We start from the raw sequence: 19,209 nt of genomic DNA on the forward strand, positions 1-19,209 counted from the left end.
TCATGCAGTGAGCTCGGTCACACAGACGCCTCGACCGTGGTCGAGGCGTTTTGTTTTCGGTTATTATTCAAACAAACGTTCGATTTATTCCTGGAGTTCTTGTCATGTCCCCCATTCAAGATGCAACACTGTTGGAAGGCATTACCGTGTTGGACCTGTCCCGCAATTTACCAGGGCCAGCCACATCGCTGATCCTGCAGCAAATGGGGGCCAAGGTCATCAAACTGGAACCACCGCATGGCGATGACGCCAAAAGCATGCCGATGTTGTATCAGGCGTTGAACAGCAAGAAGCAGATCATGACTGCCGATTTTCGAACACCGGAGGGTATTCAATCCCTGAAAGACCATGCGGCAACAGCCGATGTGTTGATCGATGGTTTTCGACCGGGTGTCATGGCAGAAATGGGCTGTGGTTACGACACGCTGAAAGCCTTGAACCCCAGGCTTGTGATGTGTTGCATCACCGGCTACGGTCAAGCAGGGCCGTTGGCAGAAAAAGCGGGCCACGACATCAACTACATGGCCTTGAGCGGCGTGCTGGCCGGCTTGCAAACCGCGCAGGGCGATCTACCCGTGCCGGCTGTGCAATTTGGTGACTTGTTTGGCGGCACTGCTTATGCAGTGCAGGGTATTTTGGCGGCCCTGCTGAAAGCGCAGCGCACCGGGCAAGGTAGTTTTGTGGATGTGTCCATGACCCACAACCTGTGGAAGCAAAACATCATGCCCGAGAGCATGGAGCACATGTGGATCATGTTGACCGGCAAGCCTGCCCGCCATCAGGATGATTTGCTCAGTGGTGGCTTGGCTTGCTACAACGTCTACAAAACCGCTGATGGTCGTCATTTGGCCGTGGGTTCGCTTGAGCACAAATTCTGGAAGGTGGCGTGTGAAGCCTTGGGTCAACCAGATTGGGCAGGCATCCACTGGAGCCGGGGGGCGATGCCGGGCACTCCCCAGGCCCGCGAGATGCTGAGCAACATGACAGCCCTGATTGCTTCACAACCGTTGTCGCATTGGGAACAGGTGTTTGCGGCTGTGGATGCTTGTGTAACACCGGTACTGACGCGGGCCGAAGTGAAAGCGCGTGGATTGATGGCCTGAATCAAGCCGGTCCAGGCATGTGATGGTCCGCAGCCTCCTGCATGTCATGGAGCACTTGTTGGGTCAGTGTGCGTAAGTCATGCAGCGGGGCTGCGGGCAGGCCTGTGCGCTGTGCCAGTTGCTCTGACAGCCGATGGATGGACCGCAGGGTCGCCTCTATCCAGGTTCTGTGGCTTTGGTGCCGAAGCGCTCGATCAACAAAGCCATATGCCAAATGCCATTGCCGCAGGCGAGTGCTTAAACGTTCCAGTGAACTCTCAGCATCTTGGTGATCCATCGGCGCGGTGATTGGCATTTGGTTCAACTGCCGAAGCACCGATTCCGTGTATTTCAGTCTGGCCAGGGGCGCATGCTGTTGAAAATGCTGTGCCATGTGCAACCAAAGGTCCTGGATGAACAGCGACTCAACGGGGCCGTGGTTGGTGTGCAACGGCGCAGCCCACCGCGCCTGGCTGGGGTCGGATGCCAGCTCTTCCTCCCAGCTCGCCAACACATCCAGCAGTGCATCTGGATCGTTGAGCAGTTGTCCCGCCAATTCCAGAATGTGACTTAACCGAGGTTTGACCGGTGGACGGTGGGCCATGAATTCTCCAGCGTCCACGACCAGGCCATTGAAATCCTTCAGCAGGCGGACGTAGAGCGCTTTCTGTTCGGCATTCATGCCCAATCTGAACTGACGGTCAAGCTGCAATTCATCCATCAGCAGTTCCTGAAAAACCGCTGCGGCGGGTCGTCGATTGTCCAACAGCACGCGCTGAGCCCTCAACGCATTCAGGGTACGCAAACCCATGTCCCTGGCTTGCGCCCGAAGGGGCTCATGGCGTTTGAACTGTTCATGCACAGTGTTGAGAATGGCAAATCCGGGTGCGACGCGAAGCAGTTGCAACAGTTCAGGGCCGGGCGCTTGCCCCGAGTGCAGGCTGAGTAATCGCCCCAGTGTTTGGGGGCTTTCCAGCAATGCGCCCGGTGGGTACACCGAACTGCACGCCAGCAAGTTCTGTACCGCCAGTGCATAGGGTTGCGGATTGGTCGTGTTCCCTTGTGATACCCAGTTACACAGGTGCTGTATTGCCATGCCCTGGCGGTGTTGAAGCAGCGGTAAATCGGCATCGGGACGTTTGGCCAGTGTGTTGCACAACAGGATGTTGAGCAGGGGCATGAATTGCGCCTGTTCAAAGGCGCGGTCAGTATCCAGGGCGTGTGCGATCTGCTGATCGAAGTCGCGGGGAATGGCTGCTGATTGAATGTCATGCAATGAATGCAGCACCGATGTGGCCAGCAGGTGATGCGCTGTCCATTGACCTGCGCGCGCAGTTCGGCTCAGTTCGTTCAGCAGCTGATTGCGGACTGTTGGGTCTGCCAGCGCTTCTCGCTGAAATCGTCGAAGCACCTGATACCGTCGCCTCGCGTCGTGGTTTGAATAAGGGTAAGCGGCAAACTTCAAAGCCTGTACCGCAGTCGTCAATGTGGTCCAGCAGTGCAGTGGCGTCGATGCGATCATTTGCGCCATGTCAAATGCATCGCACTCCATGGCCATCATCAGGGGTGAAATGCGATTGTTGTGTTCATCATCTTGATGCCATTGCGCCACGTCTTGAAACAAGTCGATGTGATCGGTCTGGATGGCATGGAGCATCAGAGCCGAGTGGCGGTGCGGGGTCGCAGAGGGCAGGAGTTTTTTGCACAAGTCGGGACGCACGGCATGCAGGGTTTCCATCAGCTGGATCCATTCCGTGTCGCCCACTGCATGGGCTATAGCGGTTTGGTTTTCTGTGTCCAGTGAATCCAGTAAAAATGCCACACCTTCCGCAAAGCCCCGAGCCAGACACAACTCCAACCACGCTCGAGAAGCGCTGATGAAGCGGCGCGTTTGATCGGTCTGTGGCGAGTCGTTCAATACCGTTCGCTGGAACAAAACCTTTGCCCGCGCCAGCAGGGTCTCCAACACCAAATCATCGTTCGGGTTGTGCTTGATGTGCTGCTGAATGGCTGGCAACAAGGTGTCCCGCAGCAGGGTTTGCGAATCGGTCTGCCGGATCCACTGCTGCAGGTGGTCTGCGTCCAGTTCCAGCACATCCTCCGCTGGGCCGCCCGAATCGTGCGCTGGCTGGGTAATCCACCAGTTGTTTTCATGGTAGTGCACTTGGCAGGTTTTGCCGGATTCGCCTTGGCTGGGTGATGTTGTGGTGAACTGTCCAACTGCTTGGAGTTCAAGTTCTTCGGGTACGGAAATATCATGTTGTAGGGTATTTTTCAGCGCGTGAATCAGACGGCCTGTGGCATGTTGGGGCAGGCGGTAGTCGCAGCCGTTGAACAGGAAAAAGTCCCACCAGGCCACGGGTGGCAGTTCATGGAGAGTTTGCATCGCCTCACACACTTGTTGCATCAAGGTGGATACTTCCGCACTGCATTCCAGTTGCGCTTGGGTAAGCAATCGCTCGTGAATCACGGGCATATCGCCATGTTGAAGCGCCAGTGCGCGGCTGCAAAATTCGGCATGAATCTGATCGGCCAACTGCCGCAGCGCAGCGCCGTTGGCCAGGTGTTCGATCACCTGAGCACGAACCTGGGCAACCTCGCTCGCCTCGGGCTGACCGGCATAGTGATCCACCATGGTCTGCAGACCCAGGTCGGCCATTTCATTCAGGAAGCCCTGCACCAGGTGCAGTTCATTGTTGTCGTAGTACATTTGCTGGCCATACAGTGCGTGGCACACCGCTTGAATCGTCGATTCCGCCAGGGTTTGTCGAACCTGTGCATACCGGTTGGACAACCCGCTGTTCAGGGCCAACAAGGCATCCTGGCATTCTTTCTGGATGCCGGTGCTGCACAGTGGGAGGCGGGCAGCCACATTCTCCAGCGCACCGCTGAGCTGGGCGGGGTTGGCATTGGCCGACAGACACTGGGCCAGCAGTTGTTCTATCATCCGTTTGACTGGGCCCAGCAATGTGGCGGTGTTGATGGAGCCGCCCAGGTGAGGATGGTTGGCCAGCTCAGCAATTCGGTTTTTAAAGTCATACCACGGTTCGATGGCATCACTGTTGGGGGTGGTCCCGGTGGATTCGCGGTCCTCGTGCCAACGCTCCAAATGGTCAATGATTTGTTGGATGGTGTTGCACAGTTGATGGGTGCAGTGCCCCAATTGCCCAGACTGCCTGAACTCCTCAAGCTGAAGGTGGGTGTCCCGCAAGCCGTGTGCTTCAAAATACACCGGTTGCCGGGGCTGCAGCTCGGGTGGGGCTTGAACTGCTGGAATGGCCGACTCGGTGGCCTGTGCAGGGATGAAATGGATGGGGTTGGCTGGCATGGTGAGGTCCTGAAGCGCTGGCCGGTGGGCGGCTGTATTGCAGATGAAAGTTGCTGAAAATTCCAACTTGGTGTTGCGCTGTGGCCTGCAGTTCCAGGCGATTTTGAGGCAGCCCACGATTTCCTGACAGTTGACTTACCACACACCTCAAAATGGTGATAATGTTGGGTAAAATTCAAGAAATAGCCTCATTTTGAGGGCTTAATACCACAACAACACCGTCCGGGTTCAGGTCCGGTTTTTTCCGTGGCGCAGCATGGGCCTACCGAAAAAAACGGCCGATCACCAGGGTGATCAGGAGATACCACATGTCTGCACGTCCCGATGAGGCCGCTTCTGTTTCGGCTGACCAATTCAACGGCTTTGTCAGCGCAGAAGCCCAAGCATTGTTTGAGTCCCGCTACTGGACGAAAAGTTACCCCCCGGGCGTGAGCGGCGAAATGCCCCCAGTGCGCTACAACAGCATGCTGGAATTGATGACCAAGTGTCTGAAAGATTTTGCTGACCGCCCTGCCTTTGTGTCGGCTGGCACTGAGTTCACTTACCGCGAGGTGGATGCGCTGTCAGACCAGTTTGCTGGCTATCTCCAGTCGGTTGGCGTGAAGGCTGGCGACGTGGTGGCTGTGATGTTGCCCAACTGCGTGCAATTCCCCGTGTGTTTCATCGGTGCCATGAAGCTGGGTTGTACGCTCACCAACGTGAACCCCTTGTACACCGTGCGTGAATTGAATCACCAGTTGAAGGACTCGGGCGCACAGACCATTGTGGTGTTCGAGAATTTCGCCAACACCTTGCAAAACGCCCTGGAAGGCACGCAGGTGAAGCACATCGTGATCACGCAGCTGGGCGATTTGCTCGGCGGTTTGAAGGGCATGGTGGTGAACTTTGTGATGCGCACCGTCAAGAAAATGGTGCCAGCTTACAACTTGCCGCAGGCTGTACCCGTTAAAAAAGCGTTGGCAGCAGGCAAGGGGGTGAGCTACCCGAAACCCAACCCGAAGCTGGACGATGTGGCCTTGTTGCAGTACACCGGCGGCACCACCGGCGTGTCCAAGGGTGCCATGCTGACCCAACGCAACCTGATGAGCAACCTGGAGCAGGGCTTGGCCTGGATGAGCGAGGCCATTGGCAAGGAACCCATCACCGTGGTGACCATGCTGCCGCTTTATCACATTTATGCGCTGGCCGTGAACTGCATGCTGTTCATGACATTCGGTGCCCGCAATATTTTGATTGCCAACCCGCGGGATGTGGGCACGGTGATGAAGGTGCTGCGCAAGGAAGAGTTCCACGTTATCACGGCGGTGAATACCTTGTTCAATGCCTTCCTGAACAATGAAGAGTTCTGCAGTCGCGATTTCTCCAAGATGAAATTTGCAATGAGCGGCGGCATGGCCTTGCAACAGCCGATTGCCGAGCGCTGGTTCAAGGTTACTGGCTGCGCCATTTCCGAAGGTTTTGGCATGACTGAAACCTCGCCTGTGGTGTCTGTACCACCCCTGCATGGCGCGCCACGTCCCGCTTTCCGGGGCAATGTGGGCTTGCCCCTGCCAGGCACTGAAGTGCGTTTGCGGGGTGACAACGGTCTGTGGGTTGGTTTGAATGAGCCTGGTGAAATTTGTGTGCGTGGTCCGCAAGTGATGTTGGGTTACCTGAACCGTCCCGACGAAACCGCCAAAACCATCGACAAGGATGGCTGGTTGGCAACTGGCGACATTGGCACCATGGATGAGCAGGGTTTCCTGAAAATCGTGGACCGCAAAAAAGACATGATCATCGTGTCGGGCTTCAACGTGTTCCCCAATGAAATTGAAGACGTGGTTGCGCAGCACCCCGGTGTACTGGAGTGTGGTGTGGTGGGTGTGCCCGACCCGGTCACCGGTGAAAAGGTCAAGTTGGTGGTGGTTAAAAAAGACCCGTCGCTGACCAAAGAAGACGTGATTGCCCACTGCCGCAAGGGTTTGACGGGTTACAAGATTCCGAGCTTTGTGGAGTTCCGCGACGATTTGCCCAAAACACCGGTGGGCAAAATTCTGCGCCGTGAGTTGCGCGACAAACCTGCGCAGACTGCATAACTTACAGCGCAGTCAGGGCTGTTCAGGGCTTCTCTGAACAGCCAGCGCGTAGGTCAGGCTCTGTACAGGGTCGAAGGCAGGCGGGGTGTTGGCCCAATGAACCCTGGCGTTGCAAAACGGGTCCCGGTGATACGTAAAATGCCCAACAATCGGCTGTGAGCTGCCGGGCACCGCATGGCGTCCGCACACCAATAAACGCTCTCGGGTTCCCGGTGCGGGCCCATACACCCCTTCTTCCTTGTTTTCCAGGTTCACCCGATAGTCCAGGTGGATGTCCGGTTTTTCCGTTGGCCCTGAGCTCAGTTCAATGTGCAGACCGTCGTCGGTGTGACGTGCAGTCAACCGATAATCGTGCAGCATGTCGGGGTGGACATACTTCAACATGGATTCGCAATTGGACAAGGCCAGTGCCATGAGGCCGAAGTCGGGCTGGCAAAATCGAGCGGCCTGTGTGTTCATCGACTGGGCCAACAATTGAATCATGAGCCGATGCACTGCATCGGTCAGCTCGATAACAGCATACGCATGACCGAGTTTGGGCAGCAGTTGGACCGGTTGGGAAACGGTGGAAGTTGGTTGTGCGGTGATGGTTGGCTGAGTGGTGCCGGTGGATGGTTCTGGCATGATTGGGGTCTTGTTGTTCAAAGGACCCGTCTGTGGTGTTCAGCCAGCGGTTTGTTCCATCCACCGCAGTGTCACTTAATTGCGAACGTACATTTCCACCCGGCGGTTTTGTGAGCGGCCTTGCTCGGTGTCGTTGCTCGCCACCGGGAACTGTTCACCAAGCCCAGCGGCAGTCAGGCGGCTGCCGGCGATGCCCTTGCCAGTCAGGAAGCTGGTAACCGACTGCGCCCGGCGAACTGAGAGGTCTTTGTTGGATTGATCGCTACCCACGCTGTCGGTGTAGCCAATCACGCAGACAATGGTGTCGGGGTGATCGCGCAGGGTTGCTGCAATTTGGTCCAGCGTGCCGGCAAACTGTGGCTTGATGGCGGTTTTGTTGGTGTCAAACAGTGCAGCACCGGGAATGTCCAGCATGACCGATCCGTCCCGTTGCTCCCGCACTGCAATCTGACTGCCCACCAGATAACCGAACAAGCCACCCAACGCGGCACCACGCACGGTGTTCTTGCCCCCGATGGCATTGCCCACAACGGCCCCACCCAGCGCACCCACGGCTGTTCCAATGATTTTCTTGTTGCTGTCCACAGGCCGTTCAGCAGCCATGGGGCAACCCGCGATGGCCACCGGCGAGTTGGGTGCTGGCTGGCTCGGCGCTTGGGGTTCCAGTTGCAATTGGGCGCAGCCCGTTGCGGCCAGTGCAATCGCACCGAGCAAAACCTGGGTAAAGGGGTGTCGTGTCATGGTGTACTCCTGATTGTTCAACGGTTCATTGGGTTAACGTGGGGTGGTGGGTCCGGTTGACCTCGGGTGCAGGCGTTGCCTGGTCATCGGCGAAACAGGAAACCCGCTGTGCGGCCAACCACCGACCGCGGCAACAGGCGTGAAGCCCAGGGAATTGGCTTGTTGGTCAAGCCGGTGATCACCACACTTTTTCCGGCGCTGGCGGCCTTCAAACTGAGGCGGGCCACCTTGTCGGCACTGTCCATCAGTTTCATGGCCAGGGCGTTGCTGCTGCCAGCCACGTCGTGAAAGCGCGTATTCGTGGCGCCAGGGCATACGGCTGTGACCGTTACGCCGGTGCCCTGCAGTTCCAGGTTCAACGCCTCGCTCAAGCTCAGTACAAAGGCTTTGGTGGCTGCATACACGGCAAAGTTGGGGCAGGGCTGAAATGCAGCGACCGACGCCAGGTTGATGATGCGGCCGCGCCCCATCCGGGTCATCACTGGAACCAGCGCGTAGGTCAGTTCGCACAGGGTGTTCATGTTCAACTGCATCATGGCCTGGGTTTGTTCCAGGCTGATGTGGTTGAAGCGCTCATGAATGCCAAAGCCGGCGTTGTTGACCAGCAGGTCGATGCGCTCAAGCCCCCCTTCGCCGATGGCGTGGATCAGGCCGCGTGCCGAGCCTGGTTTGGACAGGTCCATGGCGTATACCTCGACATTGACGCCATGCTGCGCATGCAGCTCGGATGCGATGTCGCACAGTGTGGCCTCACTGCGGGCCACCAGAATGAGGTGGTGCTGGCTGGCGGCCAGTTGCCGAGCCATTTCCAGTCCAATACCGCTGGATGCGCCCGTGATGAGGGCATAGGGTTTGTTCATCAAGCTTCTCCCAAGAATGTCGACAGTGTAGGGAAACTTCTTCCCCTGCGGGAGCCTGACTGGTGGATGGTTTACTCTAGGGCCTGACGAGACTCAGAGTGCGTGATCATGTTGAAACCGTTGACGATATTGCTGGCCTTTCAGGCCTTGGGCGAGTTGGTGAGTGTCAGCCTGTTCCCCATGATACCGGGTCCAGTGTTTGGCCTCATGGCCTTGCTCGCCTGGTTTGTGTGGCGTGGCGGTGTGCCGGAGGATGTGGGCAATACCTCGGCCATGTTCACCGCCAACCTGGGTTTGCTGTTTGTGCCAGCCGCTGTGGGCGTGGTGGTGTACTGGCCCGTGTTGGCAGCGCAGGGCCTTGCATTGTTGCTGGTGTTGGCGGGCAGTGTGGCGTGCACCCTGGTGGGCACGGCCTGGCTGCTGGACCGACTGGCTCAGCGTTTCATGCCTGGTTTTGGAGAGAACCACGATGCATGATCATGCCTTGCGCCTGTCGGATATTCCCCAAATTTGGGTGTACCTGTCTGGCAATCCATTAACAGCCTTGTTGTTGACCTTGTTGGCCTATCAGGTCGGTGTGTGGTGTTATCAACGCAGTCGTCAACACCCGTTCTGTAACCCAGTGTTGATTGCCGTGTTGCTGATCGCGGCGTTTTTGACCGTGTCTGGGTGGAGTTATCAGCAATACTTTGCAGGGGCTCAGTTTGTGCATTTTTTGCTGGGCACTGCAACAGTCTCCCTGTCTGTACCCATTTACCATGGCCTGCAGGCCGTGCGAGGCCGCACTGGCCGCATGCTGCTGATCCTGATGTTGGCATTGTTGGGTGGTGGTGGGGTGGCCATTGCAAGCTCGGTGGGCTTGGCTCGGGTTTTAAATCTTCAGCCCGAGCTGGTGCACAGCCTGTGGGCCAAATCGGTGACCTCACCCATTGCCATGGGCATCAGCGAGCGTGTGGGTGCTTCGCCAACCCTGACGGCCATCTTTGCAGTCATCACCGGCATTTTGGGTGCGGCCATGGGCACGGTGCTGTTCAATGCCATGGGGCTGCGGCGGTGGTGGGTTCGCGGCTTTACCATTGGTCTGGCTGCCCATGGAATTGGTACTGCCCGTGCGTTTGCCGTTCACCCCGAGGCTGGCCGGTTTGCAAGCCTGGGCATGGGTTTGCATGGTGTGGTGGGTGCGGTGTTGATCCCTTTGTTGTACAGGGCTTTGGCCAGCTGATGAAGGCTTGATACCCCGTAGGAGTGGGGTCGAAAGGCTGACTCCTTCGAGGGATGTTTAACCCGGTTAGCTTGGGGATACTGGTGTCAAGACGACACAAGGATCCACACGATGGCCAACCTCTTTTTACCGCGATGCAGGCACAACTGGCAAACCCGCCACCTGGGTGTTGGTCTGGCCGTTGCCCTGTGTGTGTCAGCTTGCGCCCCGCTGCGGCCCTGGGGTTCTGAAAAAACCATCCGCAACACCATCAAGCAACCTGAGCTGACGGTTCAGGATGAGAGCTCGGCCACCGTGACGTTGCCGATTGACCGCATGCCCGATGACACGTTCTGGGTGCGTCCACAAACATCGCAAGGTGCCTTGCCCAATGTGCCGGTCAGCAATCTGTCGGTGACTGAGCGGGGTTTGTTTGATGTACTCCAGTTGTTGTTTGCCAATACCAACACCCCCCTGAGCTTTGAAGGCGGCGCCGATGCCATGGCCCGCTACGGTGTCGTGACGTTGAATAACCTGAGTGGGTCGCTCACCGACGTGATGGGCAAGCTTGGCGAGATCATGGGCTTTTTCTGGACCATGACCGACAGTGGTGTGTTGCGAATCATGCCCGAACAACAGTTTGTGGTGACCATGCCCCCCGTGCTGAGCGAAGACAGCATGGCCGGTGTAACCAACACACTGCAGTTTCTGGGTGCGCGGGATGTTTACCTGGACCGGATCAATCGATCCTTGGTGTTTCGTGCAAACCGGCGTGCCTTGAATTCCATTCAGGATTACCTCGACAAGGCCCGGGCTACCCGCTCCATGATTGTGTATGACATGAATGTGTTGCAGGTCGATTTGAATGACAACAACAACATGGGCGTTCGCTGGGAGCAGTACAAAACTGGTCGGGGCTTGAACACGGCGCCAGATTCTGCACTGTCTGGCCCCAGCAGCACAGCCGACCGAATTTCCCAAATCTCCAGAACGTCCACCGGCATTGAGACCCTGGTGTTTGGTCAAAATTTCTCGACCAAGCTGTTGGTGGATTTCTTGCGGACACAGGGTGATGTCAAAACCTTGAGCCAACCCAAAATCGGGTTGATGAATGGCACGAACGGTTCCATTCGTGTGGGCCAGTCCACCATTTATGTGGCTCGGGTGGGTTCACAAATCGTCAATGGCGTGGCGCAGTCCACTGCCGATACGCAAAGCCTGCGCACTGGTCTTGAGATGTCGCTCACTGGTGAGGCACACGACTCCACCATTTACACACGCATCAATATTTCGATCACCGAGTTGTTGTCGCTGACGAAGTTTACCGCCCTGGGCATTGACTTGAATTTGCCCGAGGTGGCTGACCGTGAACTCAAGACTCAGGTGAGGTGCAGGCCTGGCGACACCATTTTGCTTGGAGGCATCACCGTGTCTCGCACGCAGGACGACTATCAAAGTGGCTTTCCGGTGTTGACCAAATCGCAGGTGACCAAGCAGACCGAGTTGGTGATCACCATTCGCCCGCGCTTGCTGGTGTTTGATAGCGCCAAACCAGGCATGGCTGTTGCGGCACCCGCGCCGGAGACCATGCCTGCAGTGTCGGCGATGCCCGTTGTTACACCGGCACCTGCTGAGACGGCTAGCCATCGAAAAACCCGCCGCACCTTGCTGCCTTTCCTGTTCGGCGATGTGGCCGATGAGGGGACACAACCATGAAGAACGCATTGCAAACACGTGCATGCCGATTGGGGTGCATGTCAACCCTGCTGGTAACGGGCCTGGTATTTCCTGCCCATGGCGGTTATGCCCAGCAATTGATCACCAATCCCCTGGTTCGGCCGGCTTCGGCCATGCCGGGCGCACCGTCGGCCGATGCCCCCTCTGGAGGGCCTGGCGCGTCAGCAGGTCGAGCACCGTCAGCGGCTTTGCCAGGGGCTGGCGGGGATGAGGCCTTGCGAGAAAAAGCGGCAGGCCGGATCACGCAGGAGGATTTCAATATTCGCCAGCAGGAGTTGAATGCGTCGAACGTGCCCGTTCCACTGCTGAACATGTTCAGTGAAATGACGGTGAGTGCCCATGTCAGTGGTGCAGTGGTCTTGCGCCGCAGCGAGTATGCCATTCCTGCGCTTGGCCCCATCACCCCTGCAACAACCGCAGGGCAGGGTATTTCAAGTGCTCAGGGGTCGCAGGGCCCTGGGCAAAATTCAGGTGGTCGATCTTCATCACAGGCTCAAGCAGTGAGCCCGATTGTTGCGTCATCGGTGTTGCGCCTGAAGGTGGGGCAGCCTACCAATCTGAGTGGGTATACCCTGCGTGCGAAACTGGATGGTCCGGATGTGACGGTGGAATGGCTGAGTAACCAGGGCCGTTGGGTCACTGTATTTTTCGGTGCGATTGAGTCTGCACCCAACACGGCATTGGTTCCTACCAAGGATAGCTTGGAAAAAGTGGACACCGAGGCATTCAAGTATCTGAAGCCGGCCATCTCCAGTCGGATCACGGGCAACACGGTGCAGGGTGGATTTGGTGGTGCTGGCGGTGGCGGCTTTGGAGGTTATGGAAGTGGTGGCTTTGGTGGTGGCTTCGGCGGCGGCGGTGGGGGATATCCGTCGCCCGGCTTCGGAACATCGCCAGGCCTGGCCGCCCCCTTGAACTGAGGCCCCGGGATGATACGCAATCCACAAATCAAGTTGGGTGAGTCAGACCTCAGTGATGCAGGTCTGGATCCTGCGCAGTTGAATCTGTTGCGGCAGCAACATGTTCACATGCGCTCCGAAGGACGTTCTGCAGAATTGAGCGCCCTGGCCTTGCGCGCACGGTTCATCAACCTGGATGACTTGGCTGATCGGGATGATTTCCGGCACACCTCGGCAGAAATTTCAATGGCCATTGAGGGCACATTGCCCATGGATGTGTGCCAGCGCTTTGGTTGCATGCCGGTGGACCTGTCCAAGGGGCAGCTCACACTCAAAACATGCCAGCCGCTCAATGCGCGTCAGGTTGATCAGTTGCGACAACTGGTTCGGGTGCCCATCAAGAACTTGCGGCTGTTACCCGCCAGCCGGGTTGAGGTCATGGGTTTGATTCAGGCTGCACAGCAATCGAGCTCGGTGTCCGGGTTGATTGAAGCGCTGCGCACCGAGGGCCTGGAAGCCGGCCGATTGCGGGCCTTGGTGTATGCGGTGCTCAGGGAGGCATTGACACTTCGGGCCAGTGACATTCACTTGAACCGCAAACCCGATCCCGATGCATGGCTGGCTTATCGAGTTGACTCGGTGATGCGGCCCACCCATTTGTTGCCGGAATTGTTGATGCAATCCCTGGTGGCGCGCATCAAGATTGAAGCGGGCATGGACGCCTCCAATAGCCGCACGGCGCAGGACGGTCGTTTGTCGGTGGAGCATGACGGCCGGGTGGTGGACTTCCGGATTTCAACCCAGCCATTGGTCGACGGTGAGTCGGTGGTGATGCGTGCGCTCGACCCTGCCATGTTGCCCAGTCTTCAGGCGTTGTTTCCCAGCCAACCCCGAATTCTTGCATTGATGCGTTCCATCACGGGCCAGCACGGGAAGTCTGGCGGATTGGTGTTTATTTCCGGGGCCACTGGATCGGGTAAAAGCACCACCCAGTACACCATGGCCTGCGGGTTCCGACGGGACTCCATGAACCTCATCACCGTGGAAGACCCGGTGGAATACTTGCTGCCGTTTGCCAAACAAATCCAGTTGCAGGCGTTGATTCGTCAAAAAGCGATTGAGCTGGAGCGTTCCATTTTGCGGCAGGACCCAGACATTCTGATTTTCGGTGAAATACGCGATGCCGATTCAGCACGGGCTGCCCTGGCTTTTGCGGAAAGCGGGCATCTGGTGATTTCAACCATTCATGCCAACAGCGCTGTGCAGGTCACGGAGCGGTTCATGTCCATCATCGACCCGGTTCACCGGGAGGATGCTGAATTTTTGATGGCCAACTACTTGCGATTGGTGATTCACCAGCGATTGTTGCCGCGCCTGTGCAGTTGCGCTGTGCCATGCGACCCCCCCGAGTTGGATCGCTTGAACCATCGGCTGGCGAAGTGCACCGGGGGCTTGCTCCGTGAATTTGGCAGCCTTCAAAAGACCATGGGTTGTGGCCTGTGCGGAGGCACTGGTTACCGGGGTCGTGTGGCTGCGCATGAAACCATGCACGTGCCCATGGACGATGCGCCACGATCAAGTTTTGTGAAAGCCTTTCGGGATGGTCGGGTTGAGTTGCCCGCAGACCTGAATCCTGACAACGGGATTGAGTTCATCAGCCGGATTGATACCTTGCGTGGCCTGTTGTCACAAGGCCTGATCGACGCAGCCACCGTGTTCAACTTGTTGGAAGGAGCCTGAGATGTCCTTGTGCAACTTCCGGATCCGATATTTGGCACCGTCCATGCTGGATGCGACAGGCCGTCCCGACCCAGCCTTGACCGGATACTTTCGCCATGAGCTGGTGGTTGCCGCGTCCAAACCCCGTGAAGCGATGCAAGCGGTGATCGACCGGGGCGGCGTGGTGCTGGAGTTGACCGAGATCAAGCCCAGTGGCCAGATTAAGCGGCTGTTCAACCCCTCGGTGAATCGCAGTTACAAACAAAAATTTTTGCAGGCACTTGCATTCAATGTCCGCTCTGGCCTTTCGCCAGAAAAGGCACTGGAACAGGTGATTCTGGGTGAACTGGGCGAACCGCGGGTGGCATTGAATGAAAGCCTGAATGCACTTCGCCAGGGCTTTGGTTTTGTGCAGTCGCTGGACATTTTGAACTGGTTTGATGACTCAACCCTGGCCGTGTTGAGTGCCGGAGAAGCTGCCGGTCAATTGAGTAAAGCGCTCGAAACGGCTGTGAGTTTTTATGAAAAAGGTTCTTCAACCTTGAAGCTAATGTTCGGGGCGGTGACCTGGACCGTGCTGGACCTGATCATGGCGGTATCAACCGTGATTGGCATGCGCTTTGGCTTGATTGAGCAATTGAAAAAAACACCATTGCTGAGTGACGACCCGGGCAAAGTCGCACGCTACCAAACCTCACTGCACCTGGCAGAACTGGTCAACAACGGTTTGCTGGTGCTGTCGTTTGTGTTTGTGGTGGTGTTGTTGTATTTCACGATGATGTTGTTTTCCCCCGATGCCAAGGTGCGGGCACAGGCTTTGGGCTTTCTGGAAAAAACACCAGTGCTGGGGCCGCTGCTCGCTTGCTCCAGTGTATCGGCCACCACGCGGGTGTTGTCGTCCCTGCTTCGAGGTGGTGTGACCTTCCTGACCGCGGTGTCCATCGCCCGAAAAGGGACACTGGTGCCGTCAGTCAATGCCATGTGGGGTGACATCATCGCCCGGTCTGAAATTGGCGAACATCCGGCAGCGGCGTTCAATCACCCCATGTTGGACAGCAGTGAGCGCTTGCTCATTCGCGCGCACCGGGACCAATCGCAGTTGGCCGAGTGCCTGGATTCGATTTCCAGCACCCGTGAGGACCGCGCCAATACCCTGGCCAAAAAATTTGCGGCGTTCGCCTTTGTGGCCTCCTTGGTGTACTCCGGCATTGCGGTGTTGTTCAGCCTCGCCGTGGTGTATCTGCAAAACGAAGTTGTGTTGACCGGTGGAGGTTAATGTGAGTGACATCTCAATGAAATCGGTTTATGCAAACCTGATTGCTGGCCGTCTGCCTGTGGGCAGCGCCAGTGCGCTGCGGGTGGTGGGCAACCATGCATATGCCATTTTGGGCACCAATCGGCTGCATGTGCACATCACCGTGCGGTCTGGTTATGTGTATTACTTTGCTGTGGAAAGTCGCTGGATGGGTTCCAGCGCCGGAACACTCATTCCTTTCATTGATTGTTTGCCAGGCAAACCGCAGCATCAAGGCGATGGCATCTACCTGCTCAGCGAGTCCGATTACAGTGCTGCGCTCATCATCGAAGCCGGTAACCTCCAGTTTTTGTGCAACGACAGCGAGATCCTGTCGGAACACCTGCTGGGGCTTGATTTACCGATTCACCCCGTCAAACCCGGTGGTGGCGAGGTACTGAGCAGCATTCCCCAGGCCATTTTGGGCGTCAGTGAGCGCGTGGGGGGCTGGGTTCAGAAAGTCTCCATGGCCATTCTGGCGGGCAGCACTGCGATCTTTCTGGGCATTCATGTGTTTGGTGCCGTGCAGTCTTCATTGAACGCCCAGCACTTGAATGTGCGCGCTGTTGAAAACGACCTGAATGCCACGCTGGAAAAAGTCAGCATCCAACAGCCGCTCGCCATGCAAATTTCCCGCATTCAACAGGTGTCTGCCACGGTTGTGCGCTCGGGTGGATGGATTGAGCAATACCACTTGCAGGGTGAGCACCGCGAGCAATTCGAAATCGTGTTGCCCAGTTGGGTTAGTCAGGACTATCTCGATCAATTGGGCCGCGATGTGGTCACCGATCTGAGGGATTTGGAGGGCTTGTTGACTGTCCGTAAAACTGTTGTGGAGAAAAAATGAAACTGGATCTGAAAACGGATGCGTCCATGTTGCTGAACGAGGTTTCCCGATTGTTGGGCCTTGCGCCGCTGATGGTCATGATGGCTGCCGTGTTGATGGTGGTGGTTACAGCGCTTGCGGTGAAAGATTTCATCAAGTCTGAGCAAACCGAGAAAAAAAATGCGGAGCTTCCGCAGTTCAAGCTGCTGACAGAACCTGTGCCAGCAAGCCTGTACGCCGAGTACGCCGCAGTGTTGCAACGGTTAAGCCCGGCGGTGGTGGTGGAGGCCAGCAAAGACAGTCTGGAAATTTCCATTGCGAAAGAGGCCAACTTTCCTGAATTCATGTTTGTGCTGAACAGCATTCAGGGTGTGTCGAAAAAAGTGATTTGGAAGGCCGACGACATTTGTCTGGCCTCTTGTAAGGGAAAGGCATCGTATGCCGTGGTCAAGGGTATTACCGAAAAGGTTCAAGTCAAACTGAGAGGGCAGGGAAATGAATGATTCAGTCAATATTTCTGAAACAGCAGACGACACAATGCCAGGGCCGGTGAGCATGCCGGTGGCACCCGAGGATTTGGCGGAGGTGTCGGCTGCGAAAAATCCAAAGTCGGTGCTCAAGTGGTCAGTGGTCGGTGTTACCTGTGCAGCCCTGCTGTGGGGTGGGTGGGCAGTCACCGGCGCCAAAACATGGTCGGGAGTCACCAGCGCTTCAGCGGCAACCAAAGCGAGTGGCCCACAGGACCCAGAGCCCACCACCGTGGTGGCGGTTGTCAATGGTCAAAAAGTGGTGGATTCGGAAATCCGGGGGTTGATCAATTCGGGCGTCGACCGTGCGATCGTGATTGACCGGTACATCAACAAGGTACTGGCGGCTGAACGAGGCCGCGAACTGTACAGCAAAGAAGCCGATGCAACCTTGAAAGCGGCTGAGCGTGAAGTACTGGCGACCCTGTACACCACACGCCGCATTCAGGAACTGCGGGATGCAGTGACAGACGAACAAATTCAGGACTATTACAAAACCAATGTGCGCGATGAAAATTTCAAGCTGTTCAAGGTGAGTTACTACCTGAGCGGGCAGATTAACGATGCACAAACCGTGTTGAAAAATCTGAAAGACGGCGACAGCAAGGCACTGGCCCAGCTCAAGCCGTTGATTGAACAGGGGGATGGGTATGCAGCAGCCACGGCGTTGCCCTACAACCTGGGGCGGGTGGCTGCCAAGATGAAGAAGGGGGAGTTTAGCGAGGTGCTGCAGCTTCGCAACGGTTTGCTGGTGCTGCGCGTGGATGACGTCAAGCAGCTGGACAAACCCACCGTGGACGCAGTGAAGGATGAAATTCGACAAACCCTGGCACTGCAACGATTCAACCAGGAACTGGAACAGGCCCGCAAGCAGGCCAAAGTCGAGCTGGGTTAAACCAGGTTCCAAACACATTCGCCGGAGATTTTCATGAACACTCAAACCAGACGCAACAAACCAGCCTGGCCTCGTCGACACCATCAGTTCGGTTTCATTCAGGCAGCGCTGTTGTTCGGTATCGCATTGATGACTGCCATCTTGGGTGGCTTTGCCCTGGCCAATCGAAGCCCCACATCTCAAACCGACGTGGAGCAGGCCAAAGTCAATGCGTCCGTCATCTTGAAACAGGCCAGTGATTTGCGGGACGGTGTGTCGCGTTTTGCAAGCGATTTTGGCGCCAGTGCCGTGCTCAACACCCTGGACTTTTCGGCCACGGCCAGTCAAGGTCTGTTCGACCCAACGGCCCGTTACGCCTTGCCACAGATCATGCCCACGTCAGCATTTAATGCAACAGTGGCCAATGCGGCGCCCAGCGCCAACCAGGCTGGGCACTGGTTTTACAACCGCGGTACGCCAGGCAAGGGCATTGGTTCTGGTTCAGCCGATCCGTTGGTGTTTTTGCCCTCGGTGCGCCAAGACGTGTGCGAGCGAGTCAACCGCCTGTTGTATGGCGGCCCTGGAATTCCCGTGGCCACCGCAGCACTGTCAACCTGGCAAACCATCGGTGGTGATGGCGGCTTGAGCGGCGCCACCGGCACTGACCCCACGGGCTGGCCTGAAGGGTGTGTTCAAACATCGGACAACAGTTACCTGTACTTCAAGGTGGTTCAGGAGAACTGATGGCCAGCAGCAAACGCAAGCACCCATCGCCCCACCCCTGGTGGGGTTTTTTATCCCCGAAGCGGGCGATGTGCTCCCTGGATGATGCTGGCGTTAAAGCAGATAGAGAGGGCGTGTGTCATGCATTCGAAGCAGGTTGGACAGTCACCTAGGCAGCGGGGGCGGGGTTTTGTTACCGCCTACTTGCTGTATGGGTTGGCCTTGATGAGTGTGGTTGGCCTGGCGTACAGCCGATTGTATTCAAACAATGAGCAGGCCCGCATTGTGCAACAAACGGTGGAAGAAGTGAACGCACAAATTGAAATCATTCGAAGCAAGGTGTTTTTGTGTGCCGCGGTGTATCCGAATGGTGACCATGCACAGTTCAATGCCCGCCACCCATACCCGGCGCCAAGCAACGCCCAGTTGAACCGGGACGACCTGAGCAATGTGAAGTGCCCTGGATCACCGGGTGGTGCGCTGGGTTTGGGGCAGTTGGGGGATGGTGTGCCACTGCCGCAAACACCACCAGAATTTCAGCCCTGGGTGTATGAGCACACGGAGACCAACGGCATCCGGTTACTCCTTGTTCCCAAAGTGGCGGGCGGCGGTGCTGTGGTTCGAACACGGTTGCAGCGGCAACTGAGTTTGGTGACGACGGTGAGCGGGGATGTGTTGTACATCACGGTGTTGCAGTGA

At 56.9% G+C, this 19,209-nt stretch carries 17 protein-coding genes; 13 read left to right on the plus strand and 4 right to left on the minus strand.

Translation table 11 applies throughout. The features are described from left to right. Positions 1-104 precede the first annotated feature (104 nt). Positions 105-1,103: a CaiB/BaiF CoA transferase family protein gene (locus NQT62_RS14045; protein WP_256765366.1), complete on the plus strand. Its 999-nt coding sequence runs from the start codon at positions 105-107 to the stop codon at positions 1,101-1,103. 1 nt (position 1,104) lies between these two features. Here the strand turns inward: NQT62_RS14045 and NQT62_RS14050 are convergent, their stop codons facing one another. Beyond that, positions 1,105-4,410, minus strand: a complete 3,306-nt coding sequence (locus NQT62_RS14050; protein ID WP_256765367.1) for a hypothetical protein — start codon at positions 4,408-4,410, stop codon at positions 1,105-1,107. Between the two features lie 308 nt (positions 4,411-4,718). Here NQT62_RS14050 and NQT62_RS14055 point away from each other — a divergent pair, with 308 nt between their 5' ends. Next, on the plus strand, positions 4,719-6,485 hold the full coding sequence (locus NQT62_RS14055; RefSeq protein ID WP_306173682.1) for an AMP-binding protein: 1,767 nt from the start codon (positions 4,719-4,721) through the stop codon (positions 6,483-6,485). A 12-nt stretch (positions 6,486-6,497) separates the two neighbouring features. Here NQT62_RS14055 and NQT62_RS14060 read toward each other — a convergent pair whose 3' ends face one another. From NQT62_RS14060 to NQT62_RS14070, 3 genes are all read right to left on the minus strand, one after another. Continuing rightward, positions 6,498-7,109 (minus strand): hypothetical protein, encoded by a 612-nt coding sequence (locus NQT62_RS14060; RefSeq protein ID WP_256765368.1) that lies wholly within the window; start codon positions 7,107-7,109, stop codon positions 6,498-6,500. A 75-nt stretch (positions 7,110-7,184) separates the two neighbouring features. Next, the gene (locus NQT62_RS14065) at positions 7,185-7,850 is read right to left on the minus strand and encodes an OmpA family protein (protein ID WP_256765369.1); all 666 of its coding nucleotides are present in this window, start codon (positions 7,848-7,850) and stop codon (positions 7,185-7,187) included. Between the two features lie 83 nt (positions 7,851-7,933). Next, a complete protein-coding gene (locus NQT62_RS14070) occupies positions 7,934-8,710 on the minus strand; it encodes an SDR family NAD(P)-dependent oxidoreductase (protein ID WP_256765370.1) in 777 nt (258 codons plus the stop codon). 108 nt (positions 8,711-8,818) lie between these two features. Here NQT62_RS14070 and NQT62_RS14075 point away from each other — a divergent pair, with 108 nt between their 5' ends. From NQT62_RS14075 to NQT62_RS14125, 11 genes are all read left to right on the plus strand, one after another. Further along, positions 8,819-9,187: a CidA/LrgA family protein gene (locus NQT62_RS14075; protein WP_256765371.1), complete on the plus strand. Its 369-nt coding sequence runs from the start codon at positions 8,819-8,821 to the stop codon at positions 9,185-9,187. Further along, positions 9,180-9,932 (plus strand): LrgB family protein, encoded by a 753-nt coding sequence (locus NQT62_RS14080; RefSeq protein ID WP_256765372.1) that lies wholly within the window; start codon positions 9,180-9,182, stop codon positions 9,930-9,932. Before NQT62_RS14075 ends, NQT62_RS14080 begins: the two co-directional genes overlap by 8 nt. 111 nt (positions 9,933-10,043) lie before the next feature. Further along, complete coding sequence (locus NQT62_RS14085) at positions 10,044-11,627, plus strand: type II secretion system protein GspD (RefSeq protein WP_256765373.1); 1,584 nt, start codon at positions 10,044-10,046, stop codon at positions 11,625-11,627. Further along, on the plus strand, positions 11,624-12,568 hold the full coding sequence (locus NQT62_RS14090; RefSeq protein WP_256765374.1) for a hypothetical protein: 945 nt from the start codon (positions 11,624-11,626) through the stop codon (positions 12,566-12,568). Before NQT62_RS14085 ends, NQT62_RS14090 begins: the two co-directional genes overlap by 4 nt. 9 nt (positions 12,569-12,577) lie before the next feature. Further along, positions 12,578-14,287, plus strand: coding sequence for a GspE/PulE family protein (locus tag NQT62_RS14095; protein WP_256765375.1), 1,710 nt, complete (start codon positions 12,578-12,580; stop codon positions 14,285-14,287). 1 nt (position 14,288) lies between these two features. Next, the gene (locus NQT62_RS14100) at positions 14,289-15,542 is read left to right on the plus strand and encodes a type II secretion system F family protein (protein WP_256765376.1); all 1,254 of its coding nucleotides are present in this window, start codon (positions 14,289-14,291) and stop codon (positions 15,540-15,542) included. A 1-nt stretch (position 15,543) separates the two neighbouring features. Next, positions 15,544-16,407 (plus strand): hypothetical protein, encoded by an 864-nt coding sequence (locus tag NQT62_RS14105; protein ID WP_256765377.1) that lies wholly within the window; start codon positions 15,544-15,546, stop codon positions 16,405-16,407. After that, positions 16,404-16,889, plus strand: a complete 486-nt coding sequence (locus NQT62_RS14110; RefSeq protein WP_256765378.1) for a hypothetical protein — start codon at positions 16,404-16,406, stop codon at positions 16,887-16,889. The genes NQT62_RS14105 and NQT62_RS14110 overlap by 4 nt, the downstream gene beginning before the upstream one ends. Beyond that, positions 16,882-17,808 carry a peptidylprolyl isomerase gene (locus NQT62_RS14115; protein ID WP_256765379.1) on the plus strand — a complete coding sequence of 309 codons (927 nt, stop codon included), beginning with the start codon at positions 16,882-16,884 and terminating at the stop codon, positions 17,806-17,808. Before NQT62_RS14110 ends, NQT62_RS14115 begins: the two co-directional genes overlap by 8 nt. Before the next feature lie 33 nt (positions 17,809-17,841). After that, complete coding sequence (locus NQT62_RS14120; protein WP_256765380.1) at positions 17,842-18,531, plus strand: hypothetical protein; 690 nt, start codon at positions 17,842-17,844, stop codon at positions 18,529-18,531. Between the two features lie 120 nt (positions 18,532-18,651). Beyond that, positions 18,652-19,209: a hypothetical protein gene (locus NQT62_RS14125; RefSeq protein ID WP_256765381.1), complete on the plus strand. Its 558-nt coding sequence runs from the start codon at positions 18,652-18,654 to the stop codon at positions 19,207-19,209.

The organism is Limnobacter humi, from assembly GCF_024518835.1.
Classification (GTDB): domain Bacteria; phylum Pseudomonadota; class Gammaproteobacteria; order Burkholderiales; family Burkholderiaceae_B; genus Limnobacter; species Limnobacter humi.

Coding starts and splice junctions, on each gene's coding strand:
- NQT62_RS14115 (WP_256765379.1), top strand. CDS start 16,882: ATGAATGATTCAGTCAATATTTCTGAAACAGCAGACGACACAATGCCA.
- NQT62_RS14100 (WP_256765376.1), top strand. CDS start 14,289: ATGTCCTTGTGCAACTTCCGGATCCGATATTTGGCACCGTCCATGCTG.
- NQT62_RS14095 (WP_256765375.1), top strand. CDS start 12,578: ATGATACGCAATCCACAAATCAAGTTGGGTGAGTCAGACCTCAGTGAT.
- NQT62_RS14060 (WP_256765368.1), bottom strand. CDS start 7,109: ATGCCAGAACCATCCACCGGCACCACTCAGCCAACCATCACCGCACAA.
- NQT62_RS14050 (WP_256765367.1), bottom strand. CDS start 4,410: ATGCCAGCCAACCCCATCCATTTCATCCCTGCACAGGCCACCGAGTCG.
- NQT62_RS14045 (WP_256765366.1), top strand. CDS start 105: ATGTCCCCCATTCAAGATGCAACACTGTTGGAAGGCATTACCGTGTTG.
- NQT62_RS14110 (WP_256765378.1), top strand. CDS start 16,404: ATGAAACTGGATCTGAAAACGGATGCGTCCATGTTGCTGAACGAGGTT.
- NQT62_RS14075 (WP_256765371.1), top strand. CDS start 8,819: ATGTTGAAACCGTTGACGATATTGCTGGCCTTTCAGGCCTTGGGCGAG.
- NQT62_RS14085 (WP_256765373.1), top strand. CDS start 10,044: ATGGCCAACCTCTTTTTACCGCGATGCAGGCACAACTGGCAAACCCGC.
- NQT62_RS14080 (WP_256765372.1), top strand. CDS start 9,180: ATGCATGATCATGCCTTGCGCCTGTCGGATATTCCCCAAATTTGGGTG.
- NQT62_RS14070 (WP_256765370.1), bottom strand. CDS start 8,710: ATGAACAAACCCTATGCCCTCATCACGGGCGCATCCAGCGGTATTGGA.
- NQT62_RS14065 (WP_256765369.1), bottom strand. CDS start 7,850: ATGACACGACACCCCTTTACCCAGGTTTTGCTCGGTGCGATTGCACTG.
- NQT62_RS14125 (WP_256765381.1), top strand. CDS start 18,652: ATGCATTCGAAGCAGGTTGGACAGTCACCTAGGCAGCGGGGGCGGGGT.
- NQT62_RS14055 (WP_306173682.1), top strand. CDS start 4,719: ATGTCTGCACGTCCCGATGAGGCCGCTTCTGTTTCGGCTGACCAATTC.
- NQT62_RS14120 (WP_256765380.1), top strand. CDS start 17,842: ATGAACACTCAAACCAGACGCAACAAACCAGCCTGGCCTCGTCGACAC.
- NQT62_RS14090 (WP_256765374.1), top strand. CDS start 11,624: ATGAAGAACGCATTGCAAACACGTGCATGCCGATTGGGGTGCATGTCA.